The sequence below is a fragment of the Gluconobacter sp. P1D12_c genome (assembly GCF_018812105.1).
Lineage (GTDB): Bacteria > Pseudomonadota > Alphaproteobacteria > Acetobacterales > Acetobacteraceae > Gluconobacter > Gluconobacter oxydans_A.
The window spans coordinates 236,367-252,378 of the sequence record NZ_JACSIQ010000002.1 but is presented as its reverse complement, the minus strand read 5'-3'; the positions used below and the strand labels follow the sequence as shown (position 1 = coordinate 252,378).

The window sequence follows — 16,012 nt, the reverse complement described above, 5'->3', positions numbered from 1 at the left end:
AAAGAGTTTCTTTCCGGCCTTTTCTATTGTTATTGCGAAAGAGCGGGATAGCTGAATTTTAATTCCGCCTGATTAAAAGCACTTTTTACGGTATTGGCCAGTAATGTACAGGTCGTCAGTGGACCAACACCATCTGGAACCGCAGTAACCGCATATGCGATGTCTTCGACAGATTTGAGATCTATATCTCCAACGACACGGCCCTCATCCGGGCAATAGCTGATCCCGATATCGATGAGACAACTCCCTGGCTTGATCCAGTCCGCCGTGACTAATCTGGCTTTTCCTACTGCTGAAAAGAGGACATCTGCTTTCTCGCAATATGACTTGATGTCCTGAGTATCGATGTGAACAACGGAAACCGTTGCGCCGCGATTCAGAAGAAGCATGGTCAAAGGACGCCCGACAACGGGCGAACTGCCAATGATGACACAGTCTTTTCCGCGCAGATCTCCAACGAGATGTTCTGCCGCCATTAAGGCGCCTGTTGCCGTGCAGGGCTCGAAGTATGGAGCGCCGTTCATGATGCTTCCAAGATTGAGCGGATGGAGACAATCTACATCTTTCTCCGGGGGAAGGGCGTCTATGATGGCTTGGCGGGAAATTTCTTCCGGGAGTGGGAAGAGGATCAGAATTCCATCGATCTGCTTGTTAGCACCAAGCTCTCGGACCGTTTGGCAAAAATTTCTTTCATTTTGTCCAGCAATTTCAACAACTTGTAAGTTAATGTCGGCTTGTTCCGCCAGTCCGCTAATGCGACGCAGATAGGCTGATGGCCCCGCGTCAGAAGAGCCGGTGACGACAGCGAGAGTGGGCGTACGGTCCAGAATTTTCTGCTGTGAGCGGATCTGTGCTTTGAGTCTGGCCAAATAGTTTTGGGCAAGCTCAGAGGTATGCAGGATGATTGTCATTTTGGGGTCTCATAGGGCGCTTACAAGATAAGTTGCGCATCTCTGAAGGTGGGGAGCCAGATCCTTCTGGATCTGTGTCATGGAGTATCGACTGGTTGGAAAGACGATGCTGAGCGCACCAGCAATTTGGCCATTTACATTAAAGGCAGGCACCCCAAGGGCACGCAGATCGCTTTGTGGAGACACATCTCTCAAGGCGAAACCCTGAGAGTGAACGTCTTTAAGACTCTTAGCCACGTATGCCGCTTCTGTTTCAGAAAGGCCTGAGGTGGCCAGTATGGTCTGTTGTCTAATCTCGGGTAGAAAGGCGCAAATGGCTTGGCCAGTCGCGGTTCTGGCAAGAGACATGCTGCTGCCGATAGTATGCCCGGACATTTCGGCAGATTTGTCTGCGGGATTATGGAAGACATAGATTGCCTCGTCTGCGTCCAGTAGAGCGAGAGAAATGGATTCTCCGATAACAATGGATTCAGCTCGAAGAACCGGCCCGACAAGATGACCGATGGAGCGGCTTTGTAGAAAGCCAAGCCCCAGTTTCAAGGCGCGTGCTGTAAGCCTGTATCGCTGATCGATACTCCGGACATATCCGAGAGATTCCAACGTTCTGACAAGTCGCCTCGTGGCGGCCCTCGTGTGCCCTACCAAACGCGCAATGTCTGCGACGGTCATGTCTGTTTGGCCATTTTCAAAAGCACGTAGGACCTCGAGGCCCTTAACAAATGTCAGGGAAATCTCGGTATCGGGGACAGGCGAGGGCTGATCCATGAACAAATCCGTTTCTGGACAAAAAACTATGCATAGCCGTTACGAATATCATTGCAGGCTGAAAATGATTATGCCTAAAATAAATATAACGAACAAGTGTTCGAATATCGAACAATCCTTTTTTGATAGAACCAGAAAAACAGGGAGCCCCGTGTGAAAGTCCACGTCATTTTCGCCCACCCGCTTGAAAATAGCTTCAACGCGGCACTGTTCAGGCTGGTAACGCAGACACTGGAAGCAGAAGGGCATGAAGTCGATGCTCTGGACCTGTATCGGGACAATTTCGATCCTGTTTTAAGCCCGCAGGATCGTATTGAGTATCACGATGTCAGCATTAATCAGCATCGCGTAGCGGATTATGTGAAGCGCCTGCAAAGTACGGATGTACTAATTTTGTGTCATCCTGTGTGGAATTTTGGTTGGCCCGCAATTCTTAAAGGATATTTCGATCGCGTTTTTCTTCCAGACGTCTCCTTTAAGTTGATCGATGGAAAGCTTTCTCCTGGCTTTACAAACATCAAGAAGGTCATGACCGTCACGACTTACGGTTGCCCGCGGCATCGTGCGTTTGTTCTTGGTGATCCGCCAAGGAAGAATGGGACCCGTTTTCTGCGGGCCGTCATGAACCGTCGCGTCAGCGTCGATTACCTGGGGCTTTACAATATGAATAACACCACGTTGAACGCCCGTAGGACGTTTATGAAAAAAATCATTCGTCGTCTTAAAGCTATCTGAGACCGTTTCTGGCAGGGGAGTAATTGCGGTGGCTGCTCGTTTCTTTGATCTGGATGCATTGGGCCTCGCACTTCTGGAGGAGAGCAAGAGCAGGGCCGCAACGCTGAGGCAACAGGGCAATATTCCCTGCCTGGCGCTGGTGGAGGTAGGCGATGATCCACAAAGCGCTACATATGTCAGTCGTAAAATCGAGGACTGTAAAAAGGCTGGCATTGCAGTTCGGAAGATTGTTTTGCCTGAATCGATCACGCAGGCAGATCTTTTAGAGCAAATCCTAAGGCTTGATGAAGATTCAGCCATCACTGGAATTCTGGTTCAACTTCCTTTGCCGGCGCACTTGGAAGAAGGGCAGGTTCTTCAGGCGATCAGCGCTGAGAAGGATGTGGATGGTCTTCATCCGGTTAATCTGATGTCTCTGACGACATCAGATCCGTCTGTTATTCCCTGCACTGTGAGGGGCATTGATGCAGTGTTGCAGCAGACGGGGCTTGTTCTGGAAGGGGCCAATATTGCTGTTCTGGGGCGGGGACGTCTCGTCGGCGGCCCGGCGGCGCTCTTGCTGTCTGGAAAAAGCAGAAATGCAACCGTTACGATGTTGCACCGTAAAAGCGGAAACCTTAAGAATGTTCTGAAGAACTCCGACGTCATTATAGCCGCTGCGGGCTCAGCGCATCTGATAACCTCGGATATGGTGCGATCGGGAGCTGTCGTCATTGATGTTGGTATGAGCTGGCCCGAGGGCTCTTTGCAAGGTGATGTTCACCCTGCAGTTGCTGGTGTTGCGAGCTGGATGACGCCACCTGATCGAAGTTTTGGCGTGATGACACGCATGATGCTTCTCAAAACCGTTTTGGATCTCGCGGAAAAAAGGATTGCTGCATGACTATATCGGTCGGCCAAGCGCGTGCAGATCTGATGACGGAAAGCTCTATCGAGCTTCTGCCATCCCGTATTCTGGAGCTCTCGGGGGTTCTGCCTGATCTTGCCTGCGGATCAAGGGTCTTCGTCACCTGGCTTCCAGGTGTTCCATTTGCAGACGTTCTGGCGGCCTGTGACCTGCTGAAGTTGTGCGGTTACCTGCCAGTTCCTCACGTTGCAGCCCGATCCATCCGTGATGAAGGCCATCTGCAGGAAATTTGCTCTGCATTGACCGAGCGGGATATTCCGCGAATGCTCCTGATCGCGGGTGGAGCGGATAAGCCTGCTGGTATCTTCGCAGATACGGTGCAGATTCTGGAAACAGAGATCCCGGTTCGCACGGGCATTCGCTCTGTCTACGTTGCTGGGCATCCTGAAGGGCACCCGCAGGCCTCCGAGGCAACATTGTTGGAGTATATGCGCCGCAAACAGGATCTGGCACGGGCGCAGGGTTTGAATATGCAGATCGTAACGCAGTTCTGCTTTGATGCTGCTCCAGTTCTTGCCTGGGAAAAAAGGCTAAGGGCTGGCGGTATTACACTGCCAGTCAACTTGGGAGTTTACGGGCTAACGACGCCAAAAACGCTGGTGCGGTATGGTCTGGCCTGTGGTGTCGGGCAGTCTTTGCGTTTCATGCAGCGTCAACGCTGGAAACTGCATCGCTGGTTTATGCCCTGCAATCCGCAACATCTTGTTGATGCTGTAGCCCAAGAAATCGCTCAAACACCCGACACGAATTTTTGTGGGCTACATTTTTATCCGTTTGGAGCAATTGCACGCACGCTGGAATGGCGCCGTGCACTCTCCCTCAGCACCGGAGACCACTCATGACGCCACGACTATCTGGCCTGACATGTGCTACAGGAGCTTTCCTGCTGGCACTGGGTGGATGCACAGTCTCACCTGAGACAGCCACAACTGCGAGTGTTGACGACCGATATGGCGACGGTGGCGTAAGTGCTTTTTACACGGCCCATACAGCTATCTCTTCAATACCCGGAACGCTGATCCAGCATGAAGACATGGATCTGACGAAACTTCCCCAAGGCGCCAGTCGCGGCGTCAGGGTCCTGTATTCTTCCCAGAACGGCGTGAACAAAAGCGGTCCGGTTGCAGTTTCAGGGCAGGTTTTGTTTCCGAAGGGCAAGGCTCCTGTCGGTGGATGGCCTGTTGTGGCCTGGGAGCACGGAACGACAGGAGTTGCGGATGTTTGTGCTCCATCCTGGCGCGGGTATTCCAGTCGGGATAAAGCCTATCTGTCGCGGTGGTTATCTGAAGGGTTTGTCGTTGTCGCGACGGATTATCAGGGTCTGGGAACGCCAGGACCGCACCCGTATCTGTTTTATCGACCGGAGGGTTATAGCGTTCTGGACGGATTGAGAGCGTCTCTGAGCGGTTTTCCAAAAGAGATCAAAAACTGGATTGTTCTGGTCGGGCAATCGCAGGGATCCGGGGCAGCGCTTGGAGCCGCATGGTTAGCACCCTCATACGCTGCTGAGTTAAACATTCGGGGAGTCGTTGCTACAGGCCTTGTAACAGGTTTTGCAGTCCCACCAGGCGCGAGACATGTGCCTATTCCTGAAGTTTATACGGATGCCAGCAAAATGGATTCCGCCTTTGCCATGCTGCGGGTTGAAGGATCTGACCAGTCTTTACAGCCTGAGACAGACAGCCGGACGGTCCTGACGAGTGCGGGGCGCCAGATGTCCCAGATTGCTCGCCACGCCTGCCTGCACAATCTTTTCGACAAAGCTGACAAGCTCAAAGTGCAAAGTAACGCACTTTTCAACGAGAAGCTTCCTGCTTTCGAAGCTGGACACGACGCAGCCTTCACGATCCCCAATGCCAAAATCAGCTTTCCTGTGTTCGCCGGGACAGGTTTGGCGGATGGTGAGGCAGGAGTGAATGGGCAGTATAATGCCGTTGCAGCCATGTGTGACGCGGGGACTCACGTTCTGTGGAAGCGATATCCGGGTATGACCCATAATGGCGCAGTCAACGTGTCTTTGAAGGATTCCATTCCTTTCGTGAAAACGCTTCTGGCTGGTCATATGCCTCCGCAAAGCTGCGCTTCGATCAAGCCACCAGGGCCAGTAGAGCCAGCTTTGCCGAATGTTCCATGGAATAACTGAGTCGACTGAATAGCCCTTAGCCGGACCCGTGGCCGGCCTTTTCAAGGATACAAGACCATGCAGACCACGAGCGACAGATCAGGCTATCATCTCTTTCTTGTTCTGGTGATTTACGTTTATTCGGCAGTATCCATGGCTGTTGTCGGACTGGTGGTTCCATTTATCAGTGCGATTGCGGAAGCCCGACATGTTTCTCCGGGACCTGTGGGCACCAGTTTGTCCTTCTTTTCCGTGCCCGCAGCCTTCACATCTTTCTTGTTCGGCATGGTGGTCGACCGTATTGGCGTAAAGCGCGCCTTTCCAATTTCCGTTGTCATTACGTTGATTGGTGATAGCCTTCTTCTGTCAACGACCACGCTTTGGAGTCTGCGGATCGGGCTTATGCTGTGTGGGTGCGGGTTTGCGTTCGCAACAGCAGGTTCGCCGGTGTTGTTTATGCGCTATCTGCCGGAAAAAAGTCGCTCCAAAGCTTTGGCATTTTGGTCCACTTTTGCTCCGGCCGGTTATTCAGCCGGTCTTCTTCTCGCCATTCCTTTTTTGAATGGGGGACGCTGGCAGGCAGCCTGCACGGCCCATATGGCCCTAATGGTCGTTATTCTTGCTGTTGGAGTCCTGACACTTGCTGGCTTGAAAGAGCCGCCAGTTGTCTTGACTGAAAGCGGTCCGGCCAAGCGACTATCACCTTGGCTGGTCACGGCTCTCGGGCTGTCAGTAACGCTCCCGAATGGGATTGCTTATGGAACCAGTTTGATCGCGCCGTCTTACCTTGCGCGCGTTCACCACGTGAGCTTGGCTGCGTCTGCCGCAGAAGTCGCAATCATCAAGATTGTGGTAATGCTGGCAGGTGGGCTCATTGTCAGTCTGTGCGTCGGAACGGAGCGTCGTTCTCGGGTGATGTTCTGCATCATGGCGGCTATTGGCATGCTGGCTCAATGGCTGCTGCTTTTTCCGGGAAGCACGATGCTGGTCGCGTCTGCCGGGCTATTTCTTTGGACATTCGCCTATAGCGGCCTGAGTGGTGCAGGGATGTCTCTGCTGCCGGTGGTTGCGACAGACAGGAAGACCCGTGGCGTTGTTGCCGGCACGGTCGGCCAGTTTATTTCCGTCTCGGCAGTCCTGATGCCTTACCTGTACTTCTCGACAACACTCTGGACCAGTTACGCTCTGTTTGCGTTCTGCGCCCTGGGAATGGGTTGCCTGACAATTTTCCAGGTCAGGCAACGTAAGGCGCTGGCTTGATCTTTAAAGGGCAGCACCAGTTACTGTGGTACTGCCTTTCGATTCAGTCGCCGCAAAATTAGCCTTCAGGCGTTCCAGAAGGTAGTTCTGCGCAGATATCGGAGCATATTTCTTCTCTGGTCCCTGAATGATTGCATCCCGATTGGCTTGGCAGAAAAAGGGAATGGAAAGGCGCTCACCAAGATATTCGTCTGGCTGTGGCATACGAACACGGTGAAGGGTGGACAGCAGCTTGTCATCGCTCCATCGCATAAGCATGTCGCCAATATTGCAGGTCACATATCCTGAGACGGGTTCTACGTCGGTCCATGCCCCGCTCTTTGCATCCTTCCCAGGGCAAACCTGAAGGCCGCCTTCGCCTGTTCGCTGATGAAGAAGTGTCAGGCAATCAAAATCCGAATGGGCGCCCGCACGCCAGCGTTTGAAGTCCTCCGGCAGAGCATTCTCCATGCTCATATAGTGAATGAGACGAAGGGTGCACTGGTAGTCAGGAGAGGACGGGTCGTGCAGTTTGGTGAAGAACTCTTCGTCAAACCCGAGTTTGATGGCAAAGCAGGACAGGATCTTCATACCCAGAAGCCAGTTCTGGTGCTCGAAGTGGGACAGGAATTCCTTGAAGTCCGGCGCGTCATGCTCTGTTGGCCATAGAGCCGCCATTCTGGGAAGAGTGATCTGAAATGATTCTTTATGGTCAGGTGTACCTGTTGAAGGCCGCACCTGTTCCTGAAATTCCCATCCGGCGTTCGTACCAGGTTTGAGGGGAAGGCGGGCCTTTGCCTCTTTGGGGAGGGCAAAGAAGGCTGTTGCCAGTGAAAACGCTCGATCTATGTCATTCTGCGGAATGCCGTGATTATAAACCTGAAAAAATCCGATTTCCGTGGCTGCAGACCAAAGTTCGTCGGCAATCTGGAGTTTGCGTTCTTCAAAAGAGGAGAGATCGATCTTGGGAATTTGACGAGCGATATTCGTCCCCATTCCGCCAATATGGCGTTCGGTTTCAAGTTCGCTCAGACCTGTGGGGACCATACTCGTTTTCTCCATAACCGTATTGAAGACAACAGAGACGGAACTACGGCAGGGTGAGGGGCTGTAGCGATCAATCATGGCATATGCCCCCCAACCAGAGCCGTGGTCCGGATCTGTTGGAGCAATGCCCAAAGCCTGCAACAGGACTTCGACCGCTTCTACTCGTTTCCAACACAAAACATGGTGGGCATTTGCCTGTCAATTATAAAAGCCGTTCTCATAAAAGCATTCCGATATTCTCAAATAGGCACTTTCATGGAAACCGTTTCGATTCATAAACTGTGACTGAATGAAGAATGGAGAACGCTCCGTATGTCCAGGATGTCTCTCAGTCGCAGGCGAACTCTTTTGGGGGTGGCTGGAAGTCTCGGCGGATTATCCATGCCGTTCATCAGCAGGGCGCAAAATGCGGGGACGCCCGTCAAGCTTATAACATCCTGGTATGCACAAGCTGAGTTTGGTGGGTTTTATCAAGCGCTTGCCAAGGGATATTACGCACAGGAAGGACTGGACGTCACGATAGAGGCTGCCAGCCCACAAATGAATGTCCCTCAGCTTCTGGCTGCTGGTCGTGCGGATTTTATTACTGGCTACGACTTCCAGCTTCTTTCCGCCGTCGCCTCTGGAATTCCTCTTGTTGCGGTAGCCAGTACATTTCAGCACGATCAGCAGGGCCTGATGACTCATGCTGGCGTCAAGGATCTCAGCCAGCTCCGTGACCACCCAATTCTGATAGCAGCGTCTTCCCATGCGACGTTCTGGCCATGGCTCAAAAATCGCTTTGGTTACAGAGAAGAGCAGGCGAGGCCTTATTCTTTCAATCTCCAGCCTTTTTTTCTGGATCCGGAAATGGCCGTTCAGGCTTATGCATCCTCCGAACTGTGGGATGCCCGGCAGAAAGGAATGCCGGTCGAGTTTTTCCTGTTCAAGGATCTGGGTTATCCGCCCTATGGCGCCCCTATGGTCACGACTCAGCAGATGGTTGCGACCGATAAGAAAAAGGTAAGCAGCTTTGTGAAAGCGTCTTTGATGGGATGGCGTGATTATTTTCAAAACCCCGATCCGGGGAATGCTCTGATCCTCAAAGCTAACCCTAATATGACGCTGGAGCATCTGGCTTTCGGCTACGCCGGACTGAAAAAAGCAGATGCTCTGTCATCCCCAGATGTCAAAGAGCGAGGTCTTGGCGCGATGACGCTTGCCCGGTGGCAGGCCACACGAGACTTTATGGTCAGCCAAAACCTCTTGCCATCCGATGCTGACTGGAAAAGTGCCTTCACCACAGAATTTGTGGATACTCTCCGGGTAATGCCAGCATGAGCTTACTGATACAGAATATCGGTGGAATTTTAACTGGACTACGCGGCGATGCCGCTCGACGTACCGGTGACATTCGCATTCGCGACGGCAGGATCACGGAAATCGGTCATTTGGCACCTGGCTCTGGGGAGAAGGTTCTGAATGCCAAGGGAGGAATTGCAACTCCCGGGCTTATCAGCACGCATCACCACCTTTTTCAGAGTGTGCTCAAAGCGGTTCCAACAGCCATTAATAAGCCATTGGAGCCATGGCTTCGCCTTGTGCCCAACACCTACTGGAACCGCATAGATGAGCGGGCGCTCAATGTGGCGGCGCGGGTTGGAATGGTGGAACTCCTCTTGTCGGGCTGCACGACAGTCGCTGATCATCATTACCTGTTTGCAGATATGTATGCATACGATCCTGCTGCCGTACTGTTTGAAGCTGCTGAAGATCTTGGTCTGCGCTATGTTCTGGCGCGTGGCGGCACCACGCGCGCCAGAAAATTCGATACGGACGATATTATTCCGGCGCCGACGGAGACGCTGGATGTGATGATGAAACGTGTCGAAGGGCTTGTCGGCCGGTATCATCAATCTGGCCCAAATGCGAAACGCCGAATTGCTCTGGCCCCTAATACGCCAACCTGGGGCGTCACGCCGGATGAGCTTCGGGAAATGGCTATTGCCGCCCGAAGCATGGGTATTTCGCTACACTCGCATCTGTCTGAAACAGAGAACTATGTCCGGTTCTGTCTGGAAACTTACGGAATGCGGCCCCTTCAGTTTGTTGCCGAGCATGGCTGGGTTGGAGAAGACGTCTGGTTTGCGCATCTGGTTCATCTTGATGAGAGCGAACTGGTGCTTATGGTCCAAACCGGGACCGGTATGGCGCATTGTCCTCAGAGTAACTGCCGCCTTGGTTCAGGTATCGCGCCTGCACCGGCCTTGGACGCTCTGGGCGGCCGCGTATCGCTGGCAGTTGATGGGGCAGCATCCAATGAAGCCTGTGACATGGGGGCAGAGATGCATTGTGCGTGGATGATCCATCGTGCTGTTCACGGTGCTGACGCTGTCACGGCTGAGGATGTTATGCGCTGGTCAACATCCGCGGGAGCGCAAATCCTGGGGCTTCCTGATGTCGGCCGGGTTGAGGTCGGCGCAGCGGCGGATCTTGTTATTCATGGTCTGGACGCACCCAGATGTGCCGGATTGCATGACCCACTGATCGCTCCGGTCGTGTCAGGTGCCACAACTGTACGTCATGTCCTGATGGACGGAGTGCCCGTGGTAGTGGATGGCGCTATTCCCGGGCTGGATCTTGAGGCGTTACTGGCAGAGGCTCGGGACGTTGTGGGTTGTCTTACGCGTGCCTGAAGAAACCTGTGCGAACTCAGCATGGGTACAGTTTAGCGGGACTTCCTGTTAGAGTAGGCCAATCGTTTTGACGCTTTGATTCTTCTGTCTCGACAAGGACCTGCAATGCTTACCTGTGTTGGTTACGCGGCCTCCAGCCCGACATCTCCCCTGGCTCCCTTCGCTTTTGAGCGCCGTGACTGCGGTCCTTTAGACGTGCAGATTGACATTACCCACTGCGGTGTCTGTCACTCTGACATTCATACCGCACGGAGCGAATGGGGACCTGCTTCTTATCCGTGCGTGCCGGGTCATGAGATTATCGGGCATGTCAAAGCGGTTGGGCCTGACGTAACACGCTTTAAAGTCGGTGACTGGGTGGGCGTGGGCTGCATGGTGAATTCATGCCGAACCTGCGCGTCCTGCGAGGCTGGTCTGGAGCAGTATTGTGATGCCAGCCCAACATGGACATACAACAGCCCCGATCCGGCATTTCCGGCAGAAGGCGCCTACACGTTCGGAGGATATTCGCGCGCCATCGTTGTCGATGAAGGTTTCGTCCTGCGTATTCCCGAAAATCTTGATCCGGCGGCAGCAGCACCATTGCTTTGCGCCGGGATCACGACATGGTCTCCGTTGTCTCACTGGAAAATTGGGGCAGGGCATCGTGTTGGTGTTGTAGGGCTCGGTGGACTTGGCCATATGGGGGTCAAATTTGCCGTTGCGCTTGGTGCCGAAGTAACCCTGTTCACAACGTCTCCGAGTAAAGTCGAAGATGGGAAGCGACTTGGTGCACACCGGGTTGTCATTTCCCGCGATGAGCAAGCGATGGCTGCCGAGGCGAACCGCTTTGATTTCATTCTTGATGCTGTGTCGGCAGATCACGACATCAATGCCTACCTGTCCCTGCTGAAGCAGGACGGACATATGGTGCTTGTAGGACTGCCGGAAAAGCCGATGTCTGTTGGGGCGTTCAGCCTTGTTGCCAAGCGCCGTAGTCTGGCTGGCTCCGCTATCGGTGGTATTCAGGAAACGCAGGAAATGCTTGATTTCTGCGGTCAGCATAACATCGTCAGTGACGTGGAAATCATTCGGATGGATGAGATCAATCAGGCGTATGAGCGCGTCCTGCGTTCAGACGTCAAATATCGCTTCGTGATCGATATGGCGTCCATGCCAGACAGCATCGCAGGCTGAAACCTTAGGGAGGGGAGGTGGTAGCAAGAAACTCCCCGCCTCCTTCCTGAGAAGAGTTTTACTTCTGGAGTTTCTACCCAACGGGAAGACATGATTTTAGAATGAATCATCACGTTGCGACGTGTCGGGCGGAGCTGGTTGCCGTCCTGACCACACTGCAGAACGGAATACCAGAAGTTCTGACTGTTCAGAACGGAGCCTGCTTACCTGCAGGCGCCCTGGAAACGGAACACTCGTCATTGCAGCGTGGTGTGCGCCATTGGGTAGAGGAACTCACGGGGTTCCGCCTGGGCCATGTTGAGCAACTCTATACGTTCGGGGACTCTGTTCCTGCTGAAACGGAACGGCTTGTGCGTATTTCCTATATGGCCCTCACGCGCGACAGTGGCGATCAGGCAGGATGGAGGGGATGGTATCAGTACTTTCCTTGGGAAGATCGCCGAACTGAAGGAAGCGTTGCCCTCCTCAAGACCATTGAGCGAGCCCTTCTTGAATGGGCGGCCCATGAAGAGGAAAAGCTCGACCGTTGTCAGGCCACGTTTGGCCTGAACGGGGAAAGCTGGAACGACGAAGCCGTGCTGGAGCGTTATGAGCTGCTGTGGGAGGCTGGGCTGGTTCAGGAGTCACCCCATTGTAGCGCCGGACTGGGAGAGAGTCCGATGCTCTGGGATCATCGGCGTATTCTCGCAACGGCGATGTCTCGTTTAAGAGCGAAAATCCGTTACACGCCTGTCGTATTTGAGCTCGTGCCCGAAGAATTTACGCTTCTTCAACTCCAGCAAGCGATGGAAGCCCTTTCCGGGCGTTTGATGCACAAGCAGAATTTTCGTCGGTTGGTACAAAATCAGGATCTGGTCAGCGAAACCGATCGCTACGAGAGTGGCGTTCAGGGAAGACCTGCGCGGCTTTACAAGTTCCGGAAGGACAATTCTGAAAGTTGCTATCTGACAGGGGCCAAGCTTCCACTGGGAACGTTCTCCTGAAAACGTGTTGACCGACAGGCTTGTGAATACGGTAAGATTCATTATGCTCAATAGGAGCATAATGTTATTACGGAGTCCGTCATGGGCCGTCAGCATGTCTTGGAAAGCCGTGACAGGCTTTACGCACCTGTCTCCCGCCTGATGGCGCGGGAGGATTGGGAACGTTTATACGCGGATGATATCGAGGCTATTCTTCGCCTGAAACGCGAACGAAATGCCGTTATTCTGGCTCATAACTATCAAACGCCGGAAATTTTCCACTGTGTCGCGGACATCCGCGGAGACAGTCTGGCTCTGGCTCGTGATGCCCAGAACCTCGACGCAGACATTATTGTCATGGCTGGCGTTCATTTCATGGCGGAAACTGCCAAGCTGATGAATCCCGACAAGACGGTTCTAATTCCGGACGATCGGGCTGGCTGTTCTTTGGCAGAGAGCATAACGGCGGAAAACGTCCGGGAGATGAAGCGGCGCTATCCGGGGGTTCCGGTTGTCACGTACGTTAACAGTACAGCGGAAGTGAAAGCGGAAACAGACGTCTGCTGCACGTCGGGCAATGCCAGACGGGTCGTGGAAAGTCTGGGTGTTCCTCGTGTTATTATGATTCCAGACGAGTTTCTGGCTCAAAACATCGAGAACGAAACAGGCATCGAAATGCTGACCTGGGCGGGTCATTGTGAAGTGCATGAACGTTTTACACCGCAGGAAATTCGGCAGTATCGGCGAATTCATCCAGGTGTGACTGTCATAGCGCATCCTGAATGCCCACCGGAGGTGGTTGCCGAGGCGGATTATTCCGGTTCCACCGCCAATATGATTGACTACGTCGCGACCCACCGCCCGGAAAAAGTGTTGCTGGTGACAGAATGCTCAATGAGCGACAATCTGGCCGCGCTGAATCCGGAAACCGAGTTTGTTCGACCATGTAATCTTTGCCCACACATGAAGCGCATTACGTTGGCAGGAATCCGCAGAGCACTCGAAAACCTCGAAACTCCGGTAACCATCCCGTCCGAGCTTGAAGGGCGAGCCCGCATGGCGGTCGAGAGAATGCTGGCAATCTAACTGTGAAGGACACTCTTTTAAGTCACCTTGCTGGGCAACCCGTTATTGTAGGGGCAGGACTGGCAGGTCTTTCTGCTGCTTTGCACCTTCGCCAGCCCTGCGTTGTTCTTAGCCCGGCTCCGCTAGGACACGAGGCCGCGAGTTCTTTGGCTCAGGGAGGAATTGCAGCCGCAGTCGGAACGGAAGATTCACCGGATCTGCATGCTCAGGACACGTTGGCTGCAGGCGCCGGCCTCAGTGTCCTCCATATGGTGAAACTGATTACGAGTTCGGCACCTGACGCCATCAGGACTTTGCTTGAATGGGGCGTCCCTTTTGCAAAGAAGGGCGAAGCACTGGACCTGCATCTGGAGGCCGCCCATTCCAAGCACCGTATTCTCCATGTCGGGGGAGATGGAAGCGGTTCTGCGATCATGCAGACGTTGATAAAGCGTGTTCGAAGTCGCGATACCATCACTGTCCTGGAAGGAGCGCGACTAGAGGGCTTGGTTACGGAGGAAGAGCGCCTGATCGGCGTCAGAACTTCACAAGGTTTTCTGCCCACCTCATGCTGCGTCATCGCATCCGGAGGCATTGGCGCTCTTTACGACTGTACCACCAGTCCTGAAACATTGACCGGGAACGGTCTGGCTCATGCTGCACGTGCCGGCGCCAGACTGATTGATATGGAATTCACCCAGTTTCATCCAACAGCTCTTAAAGGCGTTGGGCAGACTGGCCGCAGACCTCTGGTGAGCGAAGCGGTACGCGGGGCGGGTGCTCTTCTGGTCGATGAAACTGGAAACAGATTTACGGAAGAACTCCAGCCACGCGATATCGTCGCGCGAGCGATTTCGGCTCATATTCAAAACGGCCACGACGTTTTTCTGGATGCGCGGGCAATAGGAAAAACGCCCTTTAGTCTGAGGTTTCCGGGCATAACAGCGTCATGCATGGCCATGGGGATTGATCCGGACGCACAGCGCATCCCAGTCAGTCCAGCAATGCACTATCACATGGGTGGTCTGGATGTTGATGAGCAGGGACGTACCTCTCTGCCAGGTCTGTGGGCCTGCGGAGAAGCGGCTTGTACCGGCCTTCATGGCGCTAATCGACTGGCGAGTAATTCACTGCTCGAAGCTTTCGTAACCGGAAAATGGGTCGCAGAAAGCATTGACAACAGCGTGCTTCCAAACGTGCGTTTCCGAAAGATAGCGCCGCGCGGAGTCAGCAGCGCCCCTACTGTGCATGATTTGGCCTCACTCATGAGCCAGTATGCGGGGCTGCTCAGGGACGAACGTGGATTGCAGGCCCTTCTTGAAAAAATCGTTCCAGATATCGCTGTTAGTGATGAAGCGCTCGTTGCCGGTTTCATTGCCACGTCTGCCCTTACTCGTAGGGAGAGCCGTGGAAGCCACTGGCGCACCGACTTTCCAGACCAAACGATGCCCAAGCGCACTGCGCTGACCATAACTGATCTTCCTTCGCCATAAGGACACATTGCATGACCTTTCAGACCTTTCTGCCTGATCTTCTCTGGGAACCTGTAGTTCGTGGTGCGCTTGTTGAAGACTTGGGAACGGGCGGAGATGTGACGACACAGGCCCTTCTTGATCCTGAGCAGCCTCTCCAGGCAGTTTTTCGTGCAAGACAGAATGGGGTACTGGCAGGGTTGCAGGGAGCTCAGCTTGCGTTCAGTCTTCTGGACCGTAGGTCTGCGTTTATTTCTCATAGGCAGGACGGCGACAGGATTGGGACCGGGGATGTTCTGGCCGTCATTGACGGGTCTGCGAGTACGGTTCTGGCAGGCGAACGCACGGCGTTAAATCTCCTCTCACACCTCAGCGGCATCGCTACAGCTACGCGGGCGATCGTGGATGCCGTTCATGGCACGAAGGCTCGGATCTGCTGTACACGTAAAACGCTTCCTGGCCTTAAGGCGGTTCAGAAATATGCGGTACGTGCAGGAGGTGGTGCCAGTCATAGATATCGGCTTGATGACGCCATCCTGATCAAGGACAATCATTTGGCTCTATGCGGGGGCGTCTCAGCAGCTTTGAAGGCGGCTCGTCAGCGGGCGGGGCATCTGATGAAGATTGAGCTGGAGGTCGATACGCTGGACCAGCTCGAAGAAGCCCTCACGGCTGGCGGGGCAGATGCTTACCTTCTCGATAATATGGGTGTGGAAACGCTCCGTAGAGCTGTCAAACTTATTGGTGGCCGCGCTATTGCTGAGGCATCCGGTGGGATTACACCGGAGACTGCGCGCCCGATTGCAGAGACTGGGGTGGATGTTTTGTCGTTGGGCTGGCTTACACATACGGTCAAAGCGCTGGACATCGGCCTTGATATAAGCGGCTAAGCTGGTTTTTCCGGCAAGAGCATTCCAGAGTATGCTCTTGCCGAGA

At 53.7% G+C, this 16,012-nt stretch carries 15 protein-coding genes; 12 read left to right on the top strand and 3 right to left on the bottom strand.

The features are described 5' to 3' along the window. Positions 1-29 precede the first annotated feature (29 nt). Together KP705_RS03035 and KP705_RS03030 are read right to left on the bottom strand one after the other, a co-directional pair. A complete protein-coding gene (locus KP705_RS03035) occupies positions 30-911 on the bottom strand; it encodes a bifunctional 5,10-methylenetetrahydrofolate dehydrogenase/5,10-methenyltetrahydrofolate cyclohydrolase (protein WP_215763988.1) in 882 nt (293 codons plus the stop codon). A gap of 9 nt (positions 912-920) precedes the next feature. After that, positions 921-1,676, bottom strand: coding sequence for an IclR family transcriptional regulator (locus KP705_RS03030; RefSeq protein ID WP_215763987.1), 756 nt, complete (start codon positions 1,674-1,676; stop codon positions 921-923). 153 nt (positions 1,677-1,829) lie between these two features. Here KP705_RS03030 and KP705_RS03025 point away from each other — a divergent pair, with 153 nt between their 5' ends. From KP705_RS03025 to KP705_RS03005, 5 genes are read left to right on the top strand one after another with little or no spacing between them, the layout of a single operon-like run. Continuing rightward, on the top strand, positions 1,830-2,411 hold the full coding sequence (locus KP705_RS03025) for an NAD(P)H-dependent oxidoreductase (protein ID WP_046901862.1): 582 nt from the start codon (positions 1,830-1,832) through the stop codon (positions 2,409-2,411). Between the two features lie 28 nt (positions 2,412-2,439). Next, positions 2,440-3,294 carry a bifunctional 5,10-methylenetetrahydrofolate dehydrogenase/5,10-methenyltetrahydrofolate cyclohydrolase gene (locus tag KP705_RS03020; protein ID WP_046901861.1) on the top strand — a complete coding sequence of 285 codons (855 nt, stop codon included), beginning with the start codon at positions 2,440-2,442 and terminating at the stop codon, positions 3,292-3,294. Further along, the gene (locus KP705_RS03015) at positions 3,291-4,160 is read left to right on the top strand and encodes a methylenetetrahydrofolate reductase (RefSeq protein ID WP_046901860.1); all 870 of its coding nucleotides are present in this window, start codon (positions 3,291-3,293) and stop codon (positions 4,158-4,160) included. The genes KP705_RS03020 and KP705_RS03015 overlap by 4 nt, the downstream gene beginning before the upstream one ends. Beyond that, positions 4,157-5,461 (top strand): lipase family protein, encoded by a 1,305-nt coding sequence (locus tag KP705_RS03010; RefSeq protein WP_052750090.1) that lies wholly within the window; start codon positions 4,157-4,159, stop codon positions 5,459-5,461. The genes KP705_RS03015 and KP705_RS03010 overlap by 4 nt, the downstream gene beginning before the upstream one ends. A 57-nt stretch (positions 5,462-5,518) precedes the next feature. Next, a complete protein-coding gene (locus tag KP705_RS03005) occupies positions 5,519-6,700 on the top strand; it encodes an MFS transporter (protein ID WP_215763986.1) in 1,182 nt (393 codons plus the stop codon). A gap of 3 nt (positions 6,701-6,703) precedes the next feature. On the opposite strand, the gene KP705_RS03000 is transcribed toward KP705_RS03005, so the two are convergent. Then, positions 6,704-7,741 carry an isopenicillin N synthase family oxygenase gene (locus tag KP705_RS03000; protein WP_203549265.1) on the bottom strand — a complete coding sequence of 346 codons (1,038 nt, stop codon included), beginning with the start codon at positions 7,739-7,741 and terminating at the stop codon, positions 6,704-6,706. 297 nt (positions 7,742-8,038) lie between these two features. Here KP705_RS03000 and KP705_RS02995 point away from each other — a divergent pair, with 297 nt between their 5' ends. From KP705_RS02995 to nadC, 7 genes are all read left to right on the top strand, one after another. Continuing rightward, positions 8,039-9,046 (top strand): ABC transporter substrate-binding protein, encoded by a 1,008-nt coding sequence (locus KP705_RS02995; protein WP_046901858.1) that lies wholly within the window; start codon positions 8,039-8,041, stop codon positions 9,044-9,046. Further along, a complete protein-coding gene (locus KP705_RS02990; RefSeq protein ID WP_215763985.1) occupies positions 9,043-10,401 on the top strand; it encodes an amidohydrolase family protein in 1,359 nt (452 codons plus the stop codon). Before KP705_RS02995 ends, KP705_RS02990 begins: the two co-directional genes overlap by 4 nt. Before the next feature lie 105 nt (positions 10,402-10,506). Next, positions 10,507-11,577, top strand: a complete 1,071-nt coding sequence (locus tag KP705_RS02985; protein WP_046901856.1) for an NAD(P)-dependent alcohol dehydrogenase — start codon at positions 10,507-10,509, stop codon at positions 11,575-11,577. Between the two features lie 101 nt (positions 11,578-11,678). Further along, on the top strand, positions 11,679-12,560 hold the full coding sequence (locus tag KP705_RS02980) for an NrtR DNA-binding winged helix domain-containing protein (protein ID WP_046901855.1): 882 nt from the start codon (positions 11,679-11,681) through the stop codon (positions 12,558-12,560). 81 nt (positions 12,561-12,641) lie between these two features. Beyond that, positions 12,642-13,625, top strand: coding sequence for a quinolinate synthase NadA (gene nadA, locus KP705_RS02975; RefSeq protein ID WP_046901854.1), 984 nt, complete (start codon positions 12,642-12,644; stop codon positions 13,623-13,625). A gap of 2 nt (positions 13,626-13,627) precedes the next feature. Continuing rightward, positions 13,628-15,097: an L-aspartate oxidase gene (locus tag KP705_RS02970; protein WP_046901853.1), complete on the top strand. Its 1,470-nt coding sequence runs from the start codon at positions 13,628-13,630 to the stop codon at positions 15,095-15,097. 11 nt (positions 15,098-15,108) lie between these two features. Continuing rightward, positions 15,109-15,966 carry a carboxylating nicotinate-nucleotide diphosphorylase gene (gene nadC, locus KP705_RS02965; RefSeq protein WP_215763984.1) on the top strand — a complete coding sequence of 286 codons (858 nt, stop codon included), beginning with the start codon at positions 15,109-15,111 and terminating at the stop codon, positions 15,964-15,966. Positions 15,967-16,012: the final 46 nt, after the last annotated feature.

Excerpts from the sequence above, each read along its gene's own strand:
- KP705_RS03035 (WP_215763988.1), bottom strand. The coding sequence starts at position 911 with ATGACAATCATCCTGCATACCTCTGAGCTTGCCCAAAACTATTTGGCC.
- KP705_RS03030 (WP_215763987.1), bottom strand. The coding sequence starts at position 1,676 with ATGGATCAGCCCTCGCCTGTCCCCGATACCGAGATTTCCCTGACATTT.
- KP705_RS03015 (WP_046901860.1), top strand. The coding sequence starts at position 3,291 with ATGACTATATCGGTCGGCCAAGCGCGTGCAGATCTGATGACGGAAAGC.
- KP705_RS03010 (WP_052750090.1), top strand. The coding sequence starts at position 4,157 with ATGACGCCACGACTATCTGGCCTGACATGTGCTACAGGAGCTTTCCTG.
- KP705_RS03005 (WP_215763986.1), top strand. The coding sequence starts at position 5,519 with ATGCAGACCACGAGCGACAGATCAGGCTATCATCTCTTTCTTGTTCTG.
- KP705_RS03000 (WP_203549265.1), bottom strand. The coding sequence starts at position 7,741 with ATGGAGAAAACGAGTATGGTCCCCACAGGTCTGAGCGAACTTGAAACC.
- KP705_RS02995 (WP_046901858.1), top strand. The coding sequence starts at position 8,039 with ATGTCCAGGATGTCTCTCAGTCGCAGGCGAACTCTTTTGGGGGTGGCT.
- KP705_RS02990 (WP_215763985.1), top strand. The coding sequence starts at position 9,043 with ATGAGCTTACTGATACAGAATATCGGTGGAATTTTAACTGGACTACGC.
- KP705_RS02985 (WP_046901856.1), top strand. The coding sequence starts at position 10,507 with ATGCTTACCTGTGTTGGTTACGCGGCCTCCAGCCCGACATCTCCCCTG.
- KP705_RS02980 (WP_046901855.1), top strand. The coding sequence starts at position 11,679 with ATGAATCATCACGTTGCGACGTGTCGGGCGGAGCTGGTTGCCGTCCTG.
- nadA (WP_046901854.1), top strand. The coding sequence starts at position 12,642 with ATGGGCCGTCAGCATGTCTTGGAAAGCCGTGACAGGCTTTACGCACCT.
- nadC (WP_215763984.1), top strand. The coding sequence starts at position 15,109 with ATGACCTTTCAGACCTTTCTGCCTGATCTTCTCTGGGAACCTGTAGTT.